The following is a 17,047-nucleotide window of genomic DNA, read 5'->3' on the forward strand; positions in this document are numbered from 1 at the left end:
CTTCTGAGAAAATTTTATAAATTATAACTTGTGATTTAACTTTTTACACGAAATTATTTAATCACTCACGCAAAATAAAATTCATTCCTGTTATAGCCCGTCGTCAAAATATGCGCTTTATTCTCGCAAACTGTAATTATATTCGAGACTATATATTGCCTGAATGAGTCTATTCTTGAATCTGAATCAGTTATATCAAATATTATTCCTTTGTCCCGAATAATTAAGCCTGCTCCCGATGAGTCAAGAATAATATTACATTCTACATTTAAAATTTTATTCTGATTCTTTTCGCGGATTAGTAATAATATATCTTCAATGCAGGCACTCATAACTGTAATAATATTTTGCGGGACTTCAAATTTTTGCAATAAATTATATGCACTCTTAGACATTAAAGCCGCGTTTTTCTCGTCAAGTTCAAAATCATATATAAATATTTTCTCGTCATTATCAACAGGCAGCAAAAACGGGAATCTCTCACGCCCATAAATAAAATATATTATCAACGCGCATATAATCATAGAAATAACTTGAGCAAGCGCAAGACTCACGTATAAATTTATTGCTTCCAAGAATATTAACGAGAACGGGCAAATAAAATCTTTTATAGTGGCAATAGTTACAGCAAGAAAATTTTTATCTATAAACGTGTAATAGCAAAAAAATACTATCATGACAGCCTGAAAAATTATAGTCGTGCTTATTATGCGGACGGCTCTGATACTCTCATGAAAGACTGCACCGTTATATATTCCGAAAATGTTAGCTAGATACGGGGCAAATGTATATATTACAAGTGAAATTATCCCGCTCAAAATTACCATGTCAAAGCACACAGAACGCATTAAATAACGCATAGATTTTGTATTATTCTCGCCGCGTAGACTCACAAGAACGGGCCTCATTGCTGTAGACAGTCCGAGAAATAAATTTGACAAGCTGATAAGTTTTTCTATTATAACTACTACTGGCACTGTATTCGCGTCTAAATTCTCAACCGCAAATTTATTCAGAGCAAGATTCATTAATGAACTCGTAAAGGACGCATAAGCCATCGTTATTCCTGACTGGAAAATTTTTAGGCAGTCACTCAATTTCAAGCAAATATAAAATTTCAGCTCGCTTTTATCTATAACAAAATGCAGGCATATCAACACGATATATACTAGTTTAAATATTAAGCTCGCCCAAGCAATGCCGCTGACTCCGTAAAATTTTGCTAATATGATCGAAAAAATTATATTGCCTATAATCTGCAGAGTATTTACAAAGGCCGATAATTTTTCGCCCCCGTCCGCTGTTACTGTATAGTCTAATAAATATGATAAAGGCGTGAGAGCACAATAAAATATTATTATATTATAATAATCGCGCACATATTCATTCATTAGGGGCGAGATCTCAAGAAATTTTATAAATTCATCACGTATCAAGGAAAATATAACTAAGAGCACAAATCCCGACGTAACAGCCATTATAACGCCCTGACTAAAATATTGATTCGCCCTGTCTTTCTCCGAACGTCCGACATGACCCGAATATTCAAGCATTGTGCCTGAATTTATTATCGAGGTTATGAATAACGTGATTAACAATATCGGAGAAACAAGTCCAACAGCTGTAAGAGCCTCTTTGCTGATAAAATTTCCGGCTATTATCGTGTCAGTCAACGAAACAAAATAATCTACGCTTTCTATTACAAGTGAAGCTGCTAAAATTTCTCTATAACGCTTAATTACAAATAACGGCCTAGTCTGATTCATTCCTGCTTAAATCCAAATCTGAAATATTCCGGGCATCATACGGAGTCTGCTGATACACAAAATAATTCAGCCAGTTTGAATATAATAAATTCGCGCTCGATCTCCACGTACAAATCGGAGTCTTTGTCTCGTCATCGTTCGGGAAGTAATTACAAGGCACGTGAATCGCCAGTCCGAGTCTTTTATCGCGTAAATATTCAAGTGCCAGAGTCTCAGGGTCATATTCTGAATGGCCGGTTATGAATAATTGCCGCCCTTCATTCGTGGAAATCGCATAAACTCCGGCCTCGTCGCTCTCTGCTAAAATTTTCAGCGCAGGAATCTTCACTATATCCCCGCGCATTATAGTCGTGTGTCTTGAATGAGGTACCATGAAAACATCATCCGAACCGCGAAATAAAATCGAGCCTTTATGCGTGACTCTGTGCTTAAAGACTCCGAACATCTTACGCGGCAAATGAATCTTAGGCACTCCATAATGATAATATAGCCCGGCTTGAGCTCCCCAGCAAATATGAAATGTGCTGTGAACGTGGGACTTACTCCACTCCATAATATCGCAGAGTTCAGGCCAATAATCAACGCTTTCAAATGGTATTTTTTCGAGCGGTGCGCCTGTGATAATCATCCCGTCGTAAAAATTAGCTTTCACGCTGTCAAAAGTTTTATAGAATGCTATCATGTGTTCAATCGGGGTATTTTTCGGAGTCCGGCCGCTCATTGTCATTAAATCAATTTCGACCTGCAACGGAGTATTACCCAGTAATCTAGCTAACTGAGTTTCAGTTGTTATCTTTGTCGGCATCAAATTTAATATTAATATTCTGAGCGGTCTAATATCTTGACTCTGGGCTCGCCTTTGAGTCATCACGAAAATATTTTCTCGCACTAAAACATTCACTGCGGGCAAATCGCCGGGTATATTTATAGGCATGATGTATTACTCTTCGGGCTTGGCCGTGAACATGCTTACAAAAACTTTGTGAGTCTCGCGCGGGAGAATTCTATAGCCCTTCTTTTCCTTAGTCATCCAGAGTGAATAATCTTTATAGAATCCTTCAGCAAGTGCTAATAAAGATTTCTTGCGATTTTCTTTTATTTGCTGCTCATATGGAGTCTTTAAGCGTCTATCTTCGTCCGAGTCCCATCTGAATGTGCCGAGCGCGTAACTTGCTGCCTTATCTTCGCCGCCTATAGGGAACGCAGGAATTAATAACGAGTGATCCTGCCAGTCATAACTCCCTAAGCCCTGACCCGGTACAAAAATAGCTCTGGGAATTCCGTACATTCTGACTCTGGGAACGTTGAACATTTCTATATCAAGAGAGTCAAAATCTTCAAGAATTGAGTACATTTTTGCGTAATCACTGGGCATTGAGTCGGGCTGGCATAATAAAGACGTATCAGCACGGGCATTTTTCGCGGGGACTGTCAAATAATCGCGTTTCTTGACGAGCATATTCTTTAATTCGCCGCGTCTCATTTGTGCCGACATTCCTGCGCAATTATCAGAAATTTTTTTGACTCGGCGGGCTATCTTTATCGCGTCAATCTGTGAATATAAAATCTTTTTAGCGATTACCTTTGTCCTGTCATGAATTGCTAAAAATTTTTCTGCTTTAGGTGCCAGGAGTGGGTTGGCCTCGTTTTTCTGAGCAGACGAGACTAATAATAATATACTTTTTTCAGCGTCAAAATATGCCTTGCGTTCCTGAGCGAATTTCTGACGTACTGACTCGCTGCCTTCTCGATATTCGGGGACCCGCATTGCAACTTTCATTGCTGAAATCAAATAACTATTCATGTTAGCTATTAATTGCCGAACGTCTAAATTATTCGGGTAAGAGTCATCAATTTCGCGCAAAAATGAATTTCTTTCCTGTTGAGTTCTCAATAATTCACCGTTTAAATAATTTATGCGCTCATCCAATGACATGCCGATAACAGGAGTCGGGCTTTCTGTACCGTTAATAGCTGCCCAGCACTCTGCAATATAATCAGAAAGAGTCATAGCCGGCAAAATTCCACCTGCACACTTAGAAGCTAGATATTTATCTGCGTCAAAATCCTTGCTTAAATTAATTAATCCGGGAATGCTGCCTAAATCAATAAATATTCTCTCTTCGTCGTCAAATTGCAAGATTTCCGGGTTATTTTTCGTCTGAGCGTCAACAATTGCAAATAATACTTCCCAGTAAGAACTCGACATGTTTTGCCAAATTTTCGCGGCCTGTACTTTGTCTTCAGTCTTGCCGGTCGCTAATAACTTGCGATACTTGTAATTATAATCGTCTAACTTTTCAACAGCTTGAGAGACTTCGGGAACATCTTTCCAACGAGAAAACGCCATTTTTATAATTCCTCCTTTAATAACTCATCGCGCATAATTGCTAAACCTTTTGAGGCGACTTCTTTAATTACGTGAAAATTAAGCCAGCCGGGTACGCTTACTTCTTTAGGGTCGATTAGATATGCTTTAGCCTTACTTCGCAGATCATGAATCAATCCCGCCGCAGGATATACAACAAGAGACGAGCCTACTACAGCAAAAATATCAGCTTGACGAACTAAACGGGCCGCTTCAGTAATTAACGGGACTGATTCACCGAACCAGACTATATTAGGCCGCAGTAATTCACCGTCTGAATCTTTCTCGCCGTATTTCATTTTGCGGTAACCTATATCAATAATTTTATTTTCGTTATTTACCGGGCGGGCTTGAGTCAATTGTCCGTGCAAATATAAAACGTGAGTACTTCCTGCGCGCTCGTGAAAATTATCTACATTCTGGGTGATTATATGAACGTCAAAATATTTTTCTAGTTCAGCTAAAATTTTATGGCCTTCATTTGGCTGTGATTTCTCTAAGTTTTCGCGCAAATTGTTGTAGAAATCTATAATTAATTTCGGGTTCCTGTACCAGCCCTGAATGCTTGCGACATCTTCAACGTTATATTCTTCCCATAAGCCGCCGGAGTCCCTGAAAGTTTTAAAGCCGCTCTCTGCACTCATTCCCGCGCCGGTCAAGACTACAAGTTTTTTGCGTTCTTTCATGAAAAAATTTGCCCCCTTCTTATAACACATCTAATTATGATTTACACTAAATAATAGCACATTGCTAAAATAATAAATTTTTTTTGCTGAATTTTTATACGTTGTGCGGGGAATAAACGAACTAGGGCGGGCGGGTGGGAGGGATTCACTATGCGGCGGGGGACTCGTTGTAGTACGTTGTGCAGAGGGGAGAATAAAAGCGGGCACAATGGACTCATGATTATATTTTTATTGATCACATAATAGCACATTGCTTAAATAATAATTTTTGCTAAATTTTCCTATATTCTGCACGTTTGAAAGATAAAAGCAAGCGCTGGGACTCATGATTATATTTTTATGAAATCACGTTAAAATCATGACGGGAGAATCGGGACTTGTTATAATAATTTTTCAGAAATCAAGCCTAAATCACACCGCAAAATCGACTAGTAGAAGCGCAGGACTTGTTATAAATCATGCCGTAAAAATTAACTTGCTTGTATAATAATTTATATTTTTGCGAAATCTACACGATAATCACACCGTAAAATCTCATCTCACCGGTATAATAATATAAAAGATTCATGATTTACAGGAGGATAAGAAAATTGCACTTCAGAGAAAAATTTATATTTCTGAAACGTTTTGCAAAATCGCCCGGGAGAATCGGCAGTGTTACTCCGAGTTCTAAATTTTTGACGCGGGCAATGTTAGATCGAGTCAACTGGGAAGAAGCAAATTATATCGCTGAACTTGGAGCAGGTACAGGAGTATTTACACGTGAAATAGTCAAACGGGCAAAAGATGACGCAAAAATTTTAGTATATGAGATTGACCCCGATCTGCAGAAATTAATCAAAGAAGAACATCACACACATAAAGGCTTAACACTTTACAGCGACGCTCAGAAATTAATGACTCATTTGCAGGAAAACGGAATAAATAAACTTGATTATGTAATATCGAGTCTGCCCTTTACCGTATTGCCCAGAAAAATGACAGTAAGAATCTTAGACGCTGTTGTGAAATATCTTAAGCCCGACGGACATTTTATAGCTTATCAGTACTCATCAATAATGCGGCATGTTTTGCAGAAAAAATTTGCGAAAATAAAGACTCGTTTTGTAATGTTCAATATTCCGCCTGCGTTTGTGTATGACTGCCAAATTTAAGAAATTGCCTGCTCTCTCGTGAAAAGTTATTATATTTTGCGGGAGAGTTTTATTTGCTATTTACTATTTACTATTATATTATTTGCGCAAAAAAAATGGCGGAAACGCAGAGATTCGAACTCTGGGAGCATTTCTGCTCTTACGCTCTCCAAGCGCACGCCTTCGACCGCTCGGCCACGTTTCCACACAATGAAAGAATTATAGCACAAAAAATTTTTTCGTGAATCAGCATATAAAAATTTGCTCCCATGACTCATAACTCATAATCAGGGGAGCGCATTAAATTATAATTTCTCGATAATTGCTGCTTTCATTTGCGAACCTGTAATTAATTTCGTGCCTTCAGACTTCACAAAAATATCCGGAGTCCTCAATCCTTCACGCAAAACTGAGTCTACTGCATTCTCAATCTTGTCGGCCTCGTTATTCATGTTAAAGCTGTAACGCAGCATCATAGCACCTGCTAAAATTGTCCCGATCGGGTTTGCTTTGTCTTGGCCTGCTATATCCGGAGCTGATCCGTGAATAGGTTCATAGAGTCCCCTGTTGTCTTCTCCTAAGCTGGCACTTGGAATCATTCCTATAGAGCCGACGATTTGACTCGCCTCATCTGATAATATATCGCCGAAAGTGTTTTCTGTTACAATTACGTCAAATTCAGAGGGAACGCGAATTAACTGCATTGAAGCATTATCTACGTATAAATGATTTAATTTGACTTCAGGATAATTTTTTGCGACATCCTCGACAATCTCGCGCCAGAATCGTGAAGTGTTTAATATATTTGCTTTGTCTACTGAAGTTACGATTTTGCGCCGTCCCATTGCCATTTTGAAAGCTACGTGGGCTATGCGTCTAATTTCGTGTTCGGAGTACTGCATTAAATCACTCGCAGCGCGTTCACCTTCAGGAGTCGTGAAATATTTATGTTCGCCGAAATAAATTCCGCCGGTGAGTTCTCGCACAATAATAAAATCTATACCCTTTTCTGCTATATCTTTACGTAATGGGCAGGCACTAGCTAACGGAGCAAAAATTTTCGCAGGTCTGATATTAGCAAAGACTTTCAGGCCGGCACGGATTCCCAGTAAACCTTTTTCGGGGCGTTTTTCGGGAGGTTGATTGTCCCATTTCGGGCCTCCTACTGCACCTAATAGTGTAGCGTCTGAGTCCTGACAAATTTTGAGACTCTCAGCTGGTAAAGGTTCGCCGTATTTATCGATTGCGTTGCCTCCCATTGCTACGGATTTGAAATCAAATTTTCCGACTCGTTCCAACACTTCAAGAGTCGCGCCTATTACTTCGGGGCCTATACCGTCGCCGGGGATAACTGCTATTTTTTTCATGTTTTAAGCTCCCTTCTTGATATTATGCTTGAGTGATGCCATTAGTCCGCCCTCTTTTATCATGTTCTTAATGAATTCAGGGAATGGCTCAGCGTGATATACTTTATTCTGCGTTAAATCTTTAATTTCGCCGGTGTCAAAATTTATGCTAATTTCGTCATTATCTGCAATATTTTCGGCAGCCTCAGGACATTCAAGAATTGCCAGACCGATATTTATAGCATTACGATAAAAGATTCTTGCGAAACTCTTTGCTATTACACAGGAAATTCCCGACGCTTTTATCGCAACAGGGGCATGTTCACGGGACGAACCGCAGCCGAAATTTAACCCGGCAACTATAATGTCGCCTGTTTTGACTTTGGCATGAAAATTTTTGTCAATATCTTCCATACAGTGCGATGCTAATTCTTTCTCGTCCTGACTTGCCAAATAACGAGCGGGAATTATTACATCTGTATCAACATGATCGCCGTATTTATGAGCGCGCATTTATATAACCTCCTTTGGATGAGTAATATAACCCGTTATACCTGACGCAGCAGCAACAGCCGGAGAAGCTAAATATACTTCACTGTCAACATGTCCCATGCGTCCGACAAAATTTCTATTCGTAGTCGATACACAGCGTTCACCGGCAGCAAGGACTCCCATATGACCGCCTAAACACGGCCCGCAGGTCGGAGTCGATACTACACAGCCAGCGTCAAGAAATATATCAATATAGCCGCGTTTCATGCATTCACGATAAACACTCTGAGTCGCGGGAATGATTATACCCCTGACACCTTCGGCCAAGTGATGACCCTTCAAAATTTCTGCGGCGGCCTTCATGTCGTCAATTCGTCCGTTTGTGCAGGAACCTATTACGATTTGATCAATTTTTATATTTTTGCCTTCAGTCGCGGGCTTGGCATTTTCCGGCAAATGAGGCCATGAGACTGTGCAGTCTATATCATTCAAATCAAGCTCTACAACACTTTCATATTCTGCGTCTGAGTCAGCCTCGTATGAAGTCCACTCACGTTTAACGCGTTCACGCAAAAATTCACGCGTAATATCATCAACTGGGAATATACCATTTTTTGCGCCTGCCTCGATTGCCATATTCGCAATAGTCAATCTATCTGACATAGTTAATTCTTTGAGGCCGTCTCCTGAAAACTCAAGAGATTTATATAATGCTCCGTCAACGCCGATTTTGCCGATTAAGTATAATATTAAATCCTTGCCTGAGACAAAATTTTTTTTCTTGCCTGTAACATTTACACGAATTGCCGCAGGAACTTTGAACCATGTGTAACCTGCTGCCATTGCCGCGCCCATATCTGTAGAGCCTACACCGGTCGAGAAAGCAGTTACAGCCCCGTATGTGCAAGTGTGAGAGTCTGCTCCGATAATTGCTTCACCGGGTGCGACTAGTCCTTTTTCAGGTAATAAAGCGTGTTCTATACCCATTTCTCCGACATCAAAGAAATTTTTCAGCCCGAATCTTTTCGCAAATACCCGGCATTGTTTGCACTGAGTCGCCGATTTAATATCTTTATTGGGCGTGAAGTGATCCATTACCATAACGACTTTTTTTGAGTCAAAGACTTCATTAAAACCTGCTGACTCGAATTCATTAATTGCTACCGGGCTTGTTATGTCATTGCCCATAACGAGATCTAATTTTGCCTGAATCAACTGCCCCGCGTGAACCTCATCAAGTCCCGCATGACGAGCTAGAATCTTTTGAGTCATTGTCATTCCCATGAAAAATTACCCCCCTCGATAAAATTATGAATTTTCGCCGGCCTCAAACATTTTATTGACACCGTTTATATAAGCCTGTAACGACGCTTCTACAATGTCAGTCGAGATTCCTGAGCCCGTATACATTTCGCCGGTTGCTGAGCTTGAAATTTTTACGACTGCTTCACCGATTGAGTCCTCGCCTTCTGTTACTGCTCGAATGCTGAAATCTTCAAGTCTTGCTTCAATGCCTAACATTTTATTAACGGCCTTAAATGCTGCGTCGAGTGGCCCGGCCCCGAATTCGACTCCCTCCATGAAATTATCCCCGCGCTTGAGTTTAATATATGAAAGTTTAGGAATGTCGCTCCCTGAAGTTATAGAATGACTCACTAAATGACATACCGGTGCCGAGCTGCTTTCTGTCTTGACGACTCTTGAACGGTGAAGAGTCAAAGCCTCCAAATCCGAACTTGTTATAATTTTCTTAGCGTCTGCTAATTTCTTGAATCTCGTAAAAATGTCTTCTAGTTCTTCATCGGGAATCTCATAGCCCATAGACTCGAGTCTCTCTCTTAAAGCGTGCTTGCCTGAATGCTTGCCGAGTACTAATGCCCTGTGAGGTATTCCTATTTCGTCAGGATTCATGATTTCATAAGTCTGTGCATTCGTAATCATTCCGTGCTGATGGATTCCGGCCTCATGCGCAAAGGCATTTGCTCCCACTATTGGCTTTGTCGGTGAGATGGGAACTCCTGTAATATTGCTAAGTAAACGACTCGATTTATAAATTTCCCGCGTATTAATATTCGTATCAGCGTCGTAAAAATCCCGTCTAGTGTGAAGAGCCATAGCAATTTCTTCAAGACTGGCATTTCCTGCGCGCTCGCCTATTCCGTTTACTGTGCATTCGACTTGAGTAGCTCCGGCCTTAATGCATGATAAAGAATTTGCGACTCCCATTCCTAAATCATTATGACAATGAACGGAAATATCAACGTTTTCGATTCCTGTTACGTGTTCGCGCAAATAATTAATTAAATCGGCCATTTCCTGAGGAGTCGAATATCCTACAGTATCAGGGACATTAATTGTCGTTGCACCTGCTGCGATTGCGTTAGAGAATGCCTGCGAGAGAAATTCCCTGTCAGAACGTGAAGCATCTTCGGCCGAGAATTCTATATCATCACATTTAGATTTTGCGTAACTTACCATTTCTGAAATAGTCTGCAAAACCTGCTCGCGTGTCAATCTTAATTTATACTGCATGTGAACATCACTCGTAGCAATAAATACATGTATACGGGGCTTTGCTGCGTCCTTCACTGCGTCCCATGCCGCATTAATATCATTCTTGTTGCAGCGTGCCAGACTCGCAATTACACAATTTGAAGCTGCCTGAGCTATAGCCTGAATGCTCTTGAAATCCATCGGTGAAGCAATTGCAAAACCTGCCTCAATAATATCGACTCCGAGTTTATCAAGCTGACGAGCCATTACAATTTTTTCGCTCAAGTTCATACTGCAGCCCGGTGATTGCTCGCCGTCTCTCAAAGTTGTATCAAAAATTTTAATTCGACGCATTAAATAAATTCCTCCTTATGATAACTATAACTATAACAAAAACGGGGCTGAAAAATTTTGCTTTCTCAGATCCCCGTGTTATATGCAAATTCTTAACGCGCGCTTAAATTACACACACGACGGAGACTCCGCAGTATGTCCTAGTAGTGCGAGTGCATTTGTAAAAATATTTCTCATTCTGCAAAATCTCCCTTCGAGTTAATAATTTATATTTATATTCAAGAATTAAAAGCGTGAATAATTCTACACTCAAAATTTTATACTGTCAAAAAATTTTTATGCATTATTTAAATGTAACTATAGTAACGCCGAATCCGCCTTCACCTTCACCGCCGAGCCTGAAATCTTTAACATAACTCAAACGGGAACACAACGAATGAACTTCACGCCGTAAAATTCCCTCGCCCCGTCCGTGTATAATCGTAACAACTGAATGATTTGCCCTGTATGCTCTATCTAAATAATTCTCGACAAGGGGCATAGCTTCACCGACTAACATGCCGCGTACCATTATAGAAGGCGGAACACTGGGAGTCTCTAATAAATGACTCGTATCAATTGGAGGCGTGGCAATTTTTGCTTTCTTGTCAGTTGCTATTAATTGCGATACTGGGACATCGATATTTAACGGCCCTGAAGTCATATAAGCCCGGCCATTTTTTATCTCGTTAATAATTCCTACAAAGCCGGAACCTGCTACCATTGCAGTAACTCCGGGTGCTGGATTAAAGGGTTTCGGGCTGTTCTCGATCTCGCGCTCTGTTCGTTTCTGGTGTCTCTTGTCTACTAAATCGCGCAAAGTTTTTAATTCCCGTCTCTTAACGTTATAACCTTTCCGGGCTAAATCTCTTGCTGACTGTTCCATGCTGCGTATAATATCCTTTGAAGTCTCTTCGGCTCGTGCTATAAATTTTTCTGCTTTCAAGTCGGCTGCTTTCATAATTTTGTCGCGCTGATAGTCAATTTCTTTGACTCGGCTTTGATATTGTTCTCGTAAATTTTCGGCCTCGTGTAATTTGTCCTGAAATTCTTTTTCCGCGTTGTCAAGTGCTGCCCTTCTCTCGTTAAGTTCGCTCATGATGTCCTCAGCCGTTAATTCACGTGAATCAAGTGAACCCTGTGCGAGCTTTAAAACTTTTTCCGGCATTCCATAACGTTTTGCGATTAATAAAGCACTGCTCCGGCCGGGAACTCCCATTAATAATTTATAAGTCGGCTCGAGTCTCTCTATATTAAATTCCATGCTGGCAGTCTCGACCCCTTGAGTCGTTAAAGCATATTGCTTAATGGGATTATGATGTGTCGTAGCTAGAGTAATACACCCTTTTTCGCGCAAAGTCTCAAGAATCGCAACACCTAAGGCCGCGCCCTCATGAGGGTCTGTGCCTGCTCCTAACTCGTCAAGCAAAATTAATGATTTATCAGTTGATTGTTTCAAGATATATATAATTTTTTTCAAGTGCGAGCTAAAAGTTGAAAGATTTTGCTCAATGCTCTGTTCGTCGCCTATGTCAGCAAAAATTGAGTCAAACGTGCCTATTATAGTCCCGTCCCTAGCAGGTACAGGAAGACCAAGCCAAGCAAGAATTATTAAGACTCCTACAGTTTTAAGAGTTACAGTTTTGCCGCCCGTGTTAGAGCCAGTTATTACAAGTGAATTAAAATTTTTGTCCCCTCCGCAGTAAATATCAATCGGGACTGCTTTATCTTTCAGCATGGGATGGCGGGCACCGACTAACTTAAAAATTTTGTCCCGAGTCAGTTCAGGCCGAACCCATTTTTTAACGCGAATCAAATAATCACATGCGCACAATAAATCAAACGTGCCTATAATTCTTTCAGCGTTAATAATTGCATTCTCACGGGATAAAATATTACGAGTCAAGCCTAATAAAATAATTCTCTCTTCGTCGTGTTCATCGCGGGATTTGATTATTAACGAGTTATTTATGCTTGATAGTGCGCGGGGCTCCATATATACAGAATTCCCTGATGCTGAACGTTCAACAGCAAGACCCGGAAAGCGATTTATATATTCCTGCCTGACTAGAAATAAAAATCTTCCTTCACGCCATGAGACTGCCCGTTCCTGCAACATGTTTAATATATTAGAGTCCTCGAATAATTTTTGTGAGATTCTCCGTGCATTTCGCTTTAAATTCTCGATTTCTGAGCGTAGTTCACTCAATTTGTGAGAGGCATTATCTGACAATCTCCCGGAGTCTTCTATTACGTTCAATGCGTCAATTTCAGGGGCAAAATCTCTTATACCATGCCGCAAATTTTCGACTGATTTATATTTTGATGAGATCGGCGCGAGTCCTTCACGCAAATTTCTAGCTGCCTGCAATAATAATCTGACCCGTAATAATTCCTCGCCTGATAAAATGCCGCTTTTTTTCGCACCTGCAAACATGGGTGAGACTGCTTCAAGACTCGCATTAAATTTGAATTCGCCGTTATTGTCTATTAAATCAAGCCATTCACGCAATAAATCATCACGCTTTATTAACGAGTCAAAATCTTCACAGGGAGCCAGATTCGATAATACAAGCTCCCCGAGTTCACCGCGCAAGTTCTCTCTAAATGGGAGCAAGTTTTTATCGAGTTCTAATATTTCTATTACGCTGTTATCAAGCAGCATTTATTGTTTATCTCCGCTCAAGTGCGAAAAGTCAATAATACCCTTAGACTCTAATAAATTTCTGACATGAGGCCAAGCGTATGAAGCTCCCTTCATTGTGTAGCTTTCACTCATCCAAGCAGTGGGAATTACGGGCGAAAAAGTTATTAATACCCCGTAAATAAATAATATAACAAAGCAGGTTTTTACAGCTCCTATTAAGAGGCCGCAAAAATGATCCATCACTGACAATTTAGTAACTCGGACTAAATACGACAAAATCATGCTTATAACAGCAAATATAATTTCTACCACGAAAAATATAATCACTGCGCAAATAAATGCTGCAATAGTACGATCCAAATTTGAATGCGAGAAATAACGGAAAAATAATTCTACTGCAGGATCTAGGAATTTCCACGCACAAAAAGCACTTACCATTAAGCCCACGAGTCCTATAATTTCACCTGAAAATCCGTTCATGAATCCCCTATACAAGAAAAACGCCAGCACTAAGGCCATTATTATGTCAAAAATATATGCGAACTGCAAAATAATTAACTCCCTTCACAAATTAATAATTATTTACTCCCTGAGGAGCGCGATAATACAAAATTTTTAAGTCCATAGGACTCACTGCCGAATTTATTTTATTGCACGCGATATTACACAAAGATTTTATATCAGGCCTCACAATTTCATGCGAGTAATTATTTAAATCATTCATGTTAATACGCTCAAAATCATCTGATATTATATGCGAGTCGGGATTATTAACAAGCCAAGATCTTATTTGCTCGTGTGAGTATTCGCCGGGGTCAAGAAAATTTTTACACGACGCATAAACAAAACCGTGTCCGGCATAAATCAGCGTTAAAACTTTTCTATGATTGCAATTATATGCTAACATTTCGAGACTTGAGACTTGAATAATTTTCGCGCTCGCAGCATAAGCCAGTCCCGACACATAAGCAGCTCCGACTCTGATTCCCGTGAAATATCCCGGCCCGTTCGTCAAAGCAATATAATCAAGATCGCAAAAATCTAAATTATTATCACGCAAAATTTTCTCGGTCATCTTTGGCAGTTCCCCGGACTGTTTACGGCCTAAATCCTGCTGTATAAAGTCAACAATTTCACCGTCAATGCAGAGTCCCGCCCCCGTCAATCTCAAGCATGAATCAATAGCAAGCAGCTTCATAATTTCGAAATCACCCCTTCAGCCTTGAGTCCCTGACCTGAAAATTTTATTTCACGTTCTGACTCGTTCAAAGCAGAAAATTTTACATTTATTATATTATCTGAAATTATGCCGGGTAATCTCTCAGGCCACTCGATAAATACAACAAATTCATTTATTCCGCAGTACTCTTCAAGCCCGATAAAATTTGCGCTTTTCTCGTCGAGTCTATATAAATCAGCGTGAATTACTACAAAATTTTTTGACTCGTATTCATTTATAAGAGTAAACGAGGGACTCCGGACTCCTGAAATATTTAACTCTTCACAGACTCCGCGCACAAAAACTGTTTTGCCCGTGCCTAAATCACCGTAAAGCAAGATAACAAGACCGCCGAATAAATTTTTTGCTACCCTCCGGCCAAGTTCTAGAGTCTCATTTTCCGAGTGTGAAATAAAAATTTTATCTTGAGTCATCACGTTTTCGCCTGCGATATTTAATTACTGCCCTGAAGACAATAAACGAGACGCAGAAAATTGCAGCAAATATTATAGATTTTGGAATAATAATATCTTCTCCGCCAAATTTGCTAATCCCGAAAATTAACGCTATAGCCAAAGCAAAACTAAATCCGCTCATTAACAAGCCGCGCTGCCTTATTCTTTCAGTCTTGCGAATCTCTTCGTCCCAGTCTACACGCTTGCGAGTCATGATATACGCCTCAAATCATTTATAACCCGCCTCAAAGTATCAGCAATTTCTGACGCAAGGACTCCGTCAACTCCATCACGAGCCAAATAATCCCCGGCCATTGCGTGAATATTTGCCCCTAAGACTGCCGCATTGAAGGGATCAAGACCTGCCGCAAGAAATGCACCTATACAGCCCGATAAGACATCGCCCGATCCCGGTACAGCAAGCTCCGGCCCTCCGTGTTGAACTTCCGCAAAATCTTCACCTGAAGCAATCAAAGTGGGATGACCTTTCAAGACAACACAGCCGAATTTTTGAGTCAATTTTTGCAGAGACTCGAGTCTATTTTTCTGAACTTGTCTGGGAGTAATATTTAATAATCTTGCTGCTTCTCCCTCATGAGGCGTTATAACTGAGTCAGATCTCGGCATAATTTTTTCACGAACTACAGCAAGCGCGCTTAATCCGTCCCCGTCAACTAAAATTTTTTCCGGCCAGTCCCGCCACATTCTAGCTGTGAAAATTTCTGCGGCAACACTCCTATCAAGTCCCGGCCCGACTACTAAGGCATTTATATTTTTTTGCGAGAAAACTATTTCCTGCCACCTGAATTTATCATCTTCAAAGCAATAAATTACTTCAGGCAATCGAGACGCACAGCACTCACAAACTTTTTCAAGCGATAATAACGTAACAAGCCCGACTCCGCTTCTCAACGCACCTAACGCACTTAAAGCCGGAGCACCCGGATATTTCGCCGAGCCTCCAGCAATCAACAAACGCCCCCGATCTCCTTTGTGAATATTTTCAGGACGAGAAGGCAATAAATTTTTTAAGGATTCAGGACTCATGAAATTCTCACCATGTTTACCGGCTCATGACCATTTAAGACGGCTTCAACGTTGCGAGCGACCATTAAGCCCATATTTGTGCGTGTATCAAAAGTAGCTGATCCCACGTGAGGCATTAATACGACATTTGCGAGAGTCTTTAATTCAGGCTCTACAACGGGTTCATTCTCGTAGACATCAAGACCGGCTGCGGCGATAACTTTATTTGCGAGTGCGTGCGCTAATTCCTTCTCATTAATGACCGGCCCGCGTGAAGTATTAATTAATATAGAAGTAGGCTTCATTTTTGCGAGTTCGTTCGCACCGATTAAATATTTAGTCTCAGGAGTCAAAGGCACATGCAAAGAAATATAATCAGATTCCCGCAATAACTCATCAAGCGACACAAATTTTGCGCCGAGTTTATCAAGTTCCGAGTTATTATGCCTTCCATAATATATAACTCTCATGTTAAAGCCCGTCATTGCTTTACGTGCGAAATTACTACCGATTCGGCCAGCTCCTATAATTCCCAGTGTCCGGCCCGTAATATCATAACCGAGCATATACTCAGGAGCCCACGAGAAAGATTTTTCACGGACAATTTTGTCGCCTTCAATGACCCGCCTTGCCGCAGAAAATAATAAAGCAAATGCTAAATCAGCCGTCGCATCAGTCAATACATCCGGAGTATTAGATACATAAATCCCGCGCTCGTTAGCAGCTTTCACGTCAATATTGTTAAATCCCACGCCGTAATTTGCGATTAATTTTAGGTCTTGGCCTGCATGTGAAATAATTTCAGAGTCAATCTTGTCATTCAACATAGCGATAATTGCAACGTGATTCTTTACGGCCTGTAATAATTCGTCCCGAGTCGCCTGCCTGTCCTCGTGATTCATGTCAAAGCCGCAGATTCTGCTTAATTCTTCCATTGCAACGGGAGGCAGTCTCCGCGATAAATATACTTTATTCGACATATTAAATACTTCCTATTCTATAGTGATAGACTTAATTACAACATCTTCAACGGGTCTATCATTGCGGCCTGTCTTAGTATGTCCGATTTTCTCGACTATTTCC

At 40.5% G+C, this 17,047-nt stretch carries 16 protein-coding genes and 1 tRNA gene; 1 reads left to right on the top strand and 16 read right to left on the bottom strand.

All coding sequences use genetic code 11. From position 1 onward, the window contains the following. Nucleotides 1–65: 65 nt before the first annotated feature. The 4 genes from IJS99_04920 to IJS99_04935 are packed head-to-tail and all read right to left on the bottom strand — an operon-like array spanning nt 66 to nt 4,820. Entirely contained in the window at nt 66–1,766 is a 1,701-nt protein-coding gene (locus IJS99_04920; protein MBQ7561158.1) for a hypothetical protein, read from the bottom strand. After that, on the bottom strand, nt 1,753–2,700 hold the full coding sequence (metA, locus tag IJS99_04925) for a homoserine O-succinyltransferase (protein MBQ7561159.1): 948 nt from the start codon (nt 2,698–2,700) through the stop codon (nt 1,753–1,755). The genes IJS99_04920 and metA overlap by 14 nt, the downstream gene beginning before the upstream one ends. Before the next feature lie 6 nt (nt 2,701–2,706). After that, a complete protein-coding gene (locus IJS99_04930) occupies nt 2,707–4,116 on the bottom strand; it encodes a hypothetical protein (GenBank protein MBQ7561160.1) in 1,410 nt (469 codons plus the stop codon). A 2-nt stretch (nt 4,117–4,118) separates the two neighbouring features. Continuing rightward, the gene (locus IJS99_04935; protein ID MBQ7561161.1) at nt 4,119–4,820 is read right to left on the bottom strand and encodes a hypothetical protein; all 702 of its coding nucleotides are present in this window, start codon (nt 4,818–4,820) and stop codon (nt 4,119–4,121) included. 566 nt (nt 4,821–5,386) lie between these two features. Between IJS99_04935 and IJS99_04940 the strand changes: the two genes are divergently transcribed. Continuing rightward, entirely contained in the window at nt 5,387–5,974 is a 588-nt protein-coding gene (locus IJS99_04940; protein MBQ7561162.1) for a methyltransferase, read from the top strand. Nucleotides 5,975–6,070: 96 nt separating this feature from the next. Here the strand turns inward: IJS99_04940 and IJS99_04945 are convergent. The 12 genes from IJS99_04945 to IJS99_05000 form a co-directional block, all read right to left on the bottom strand. Next, nucleotides 6,071–6,158, bottom strand: a tRNA-Ser gene (locus IJS99_04945). Between the two features lie 100 nt (nt 6,159–6,258). Next, complete coding sequence (gene leuB, locus IJS99_04950; GenBank protein ID MBQ7561163.1) at nt 6,259–7,320, bottom strand: 3-isopropylmalate dehydrogenase; 1,062 nt, start codon at nt 7,318–7,320, stop codon at nt 6,259–6,261. 3 nt (nt 7,321–7,323) lie between these two features. Continuing rightward, nucleotides 7,324–7,812 carry a 3-isopropylmalate dehydratase small subunit gene (gene leuD / locus IJS99_04955; GenBank protein ID MBQ7561164.1) on the bottom strand — a complete coding sequence of 163 codons (489 nt, stop codon included), beginning with the start codon at nt 7,810–7,812 and terminating at the stop codon, nt 7,324–7,326. Next, nucleotides 7,813–9,075: a 3-isopropylmalate dehydratase large subunit gene (gene leuC / locus IJS99_04960; GenBank protein MBQ7561165.1), complete on the bottom strand. Its 1,263-nt coding sequence runs from the start codon at nt 9,073–9,075 to the stop codon at nt 7,813–7,815. Between the two features lie 24 nt (nt 9,076–9,099). Beyond that, the gene (locus IJS99_04965) at nt 9,100–10,638 is read right to left on the bottom strand and encodes a 2-isopropylmalate synthase (GenBank protein ID MBQ7561166.1); all 1,539 of its coding nucleotides are present in this window, start codon (nt 10,636–10,638) and stop codon (nt 9,100–9,102) included. 283 nt (nt 10,639–10,921) lie between these two features. Beyond that, nucleotides 10,922–13,282 carry a Smr/MutS family protein gene (locus IJS99_04970; GenBank protein ID MBQ7561167.1) on the bottom strand — a complete coding sequence of 787 codons (2,361 nt, stop codon included), beginning with the start codon at nt 13,280–13,282 and terminating at the stop codon, nt 10,922–10,924. Continuing rightward, nucleotides 13,283–13,813 carry a CvpA family protein gene (locus tag IJS99_04975; GenBank protein MBQ7561168.1) on the bottom strand — a complete coding sequence of 177 codons (531 nt, stop codon included), beginning with the start codon at nt 13,811–13,813 and terminating at the stop codon, nt 13,283–13,285. Nucleotides 13,814–13,835: 22 nt separating this feature from the next. Then, nucleotides 13,836–14,462, bottom strand: coding sequence for a tRNA (adenosine(37)-N6)-threonylcarbamoyltransferase complex dimerization subunit type 1 TsaB (gene tsaB / locus IJS99_04980; protein ID MBQ7561169.1), 627 nt, complete (start codon nt 14,460–14,462; stop codon nt 13,836–13,838). After that, complete coding sequence (gene tsaE / locus IJS99_04985; protein ID MBQ7561170.1) at nt 14,459–14,917, bottom strand: tRNA (adenosine(37)-N6)-threonylcarbamoyltransferase complex ATPase subunit type 1 TsaE; 459 nt, start codon at nt 14,915–14,917, stop codon at nt 14,459–14,461. Before tsaE ends, tsaB begins: the two co-directional genes overlap by 4 nt. After that, nucleotides 14,904–15,152, bottom strand: a complete 249-nt coding sequence (locus IJS99_04990; GenBank protein ID MBQ7561171.1) for a hypothetical protein — start codon at nt 15,150–15,152, stop codon at nt 14,904–14,906. The genes tsaE and IJS99_04990 overlap by 14 nt, the downstream gene beginning before the upstream one ends. Next, nucleotides 15,149–15,985: an NAD(P)H-hydrate dehydratase gene (locus IJS99_04995; protein MBQ7561172.1), complete on the bottom strand. Its 837-nt coding sequence runs from the start codon at nt 15,983–15,985 to the stop codon at nt 15,149–15,151. Before IJS99_04995 ends, IJS99_04990 begins: the two co-directional genes overlap by 4 nt. Beyond that, nucleotides 15,982–16,944: a D-glycerate dehydrogenase gene (locus IJS99_05000; GenBank protein MBQ7561173.1), complete on the bottom strand. Its 963-nt coding sequence runs from the start codon at nt 16,942–16,944 to the stop codon at nt 15,982–15,984. The genes IJS99_04995 and IJS99_05000 overlap by 4 nt, the downstream gene beginning before the upstream one ends. Nucleotides 16,945–17,047 lie beyond the last annotated feature (103 nt).

The organism is Synergistaceae bacterium, assembly GCA_017444345.1.
Lineage (GTDB): Bacteria > Synergistota > Synergistia > Synergistales > Aminobacteriaceae > JAFUXM01.

Bases quoted from the DNA above. Each gene is read 5' to 3' on its own strand.
- metA (MBQ7561159.1), bottom strand. From the start codon at position 2,700: ATGCCTATAAATATACCCGGCGATTTGCCCGCAGTGAATGTTTTAGTG.
- IJS99_04970 (MBQ7561167.1), bottom strand. From the start codon at position 13,282: ATGCTGCTTGATAACAGCGTAATAGAAATATTAGAACTCGATAAAAAC.
- IJS99_04990 (MBQ7561171.1), bottom strand. From the start codon at position 15,152: ATGACTCGCAAGCGTGTAGACTGGGACGAAGAGATTCGCAAGACTGAA.
- tsaB (MBQ7561169.1), bottom strand. From the start codon at position 14,462: ATGAAGCTGCTTGCTATTGATTCATGCTTGAGATTGACGGGGGCGGGA.
- tsaE (MBQ7561170.1), bottom strand. From the start codon at position 14,917: ATGACTCAAGATAAAATTTTTATTTCACACTCGGAAAATGAGACTCTA.
- leuC (MBQ7561165.1), bottom strand. From the start codon at position 9,075: ATGGGAATGACAATGACTCAAAAGATTCTAGCTCGTCATGCGGGACTT.
- IJS99_04920 (MBQ7561158.1), bottom strand. From the start codon at position 1,766: ATGAATCAGACTAGGCCGTTATTTGTAATTAAGCGTTATAGAGAAATT.
- leuB (MBQ7561163.1), bottom strand. From the start codon at position 7,320: ATGAAAAAAATAGCAGTTATCCCCGGCGACGGTATAGGCCCCGAAGTA.
- IJS99_04940 (MBQ7561162.1), top strand. From the start codon at position 5,387: ATGATTTACAGGAGGATAAGAAAATTGCACTTCAGAGAAAAATTTATA.
- IJS99_04995 (MBQ7561172.1), bottom strand. From the start codon at position 15,985: ATGAGTCCTGAATCCTTAAAAAATTTATTGCCTTCTCGTCCTGAAAAT.
- leuD (MBQ7561164.1), bottom strand. From the start codon at position 7,812: ATGCGCGCTCATAAATACGGCGATCATGTTGATACAGATGTAATAATT.
- IJS99_04965 (MBQ7561166.1), bottom strand. From the start codon at position 10,638: ATGCGTCGAATTAAAATTTTTGATACAACTTTGAGAGACGGCGAGCAA.
- IJS99_04935 (MBQ7561161.1), bottom strand. From the start codon at position 4,820: ATGAAAGAACGCAAAAAACTTGTAGTCTTGACCGGCGCGGGAATGAGT.
- IJS99_05000 (MBQ7561173.1), bottom strand. From the start codon at position 16,944: ATGTCGAATAAAGTATATTTATCGCGGAGACTGCCTCCCGTTGCAATG.
- IJS99_04930 (MBQ7561160.1), bottom strand. From the start codon at position 4,116: ATGGCGTTTTCTCGTTGGAAAGATGTTCCCGAAGTCTCTCAAGCTGTT.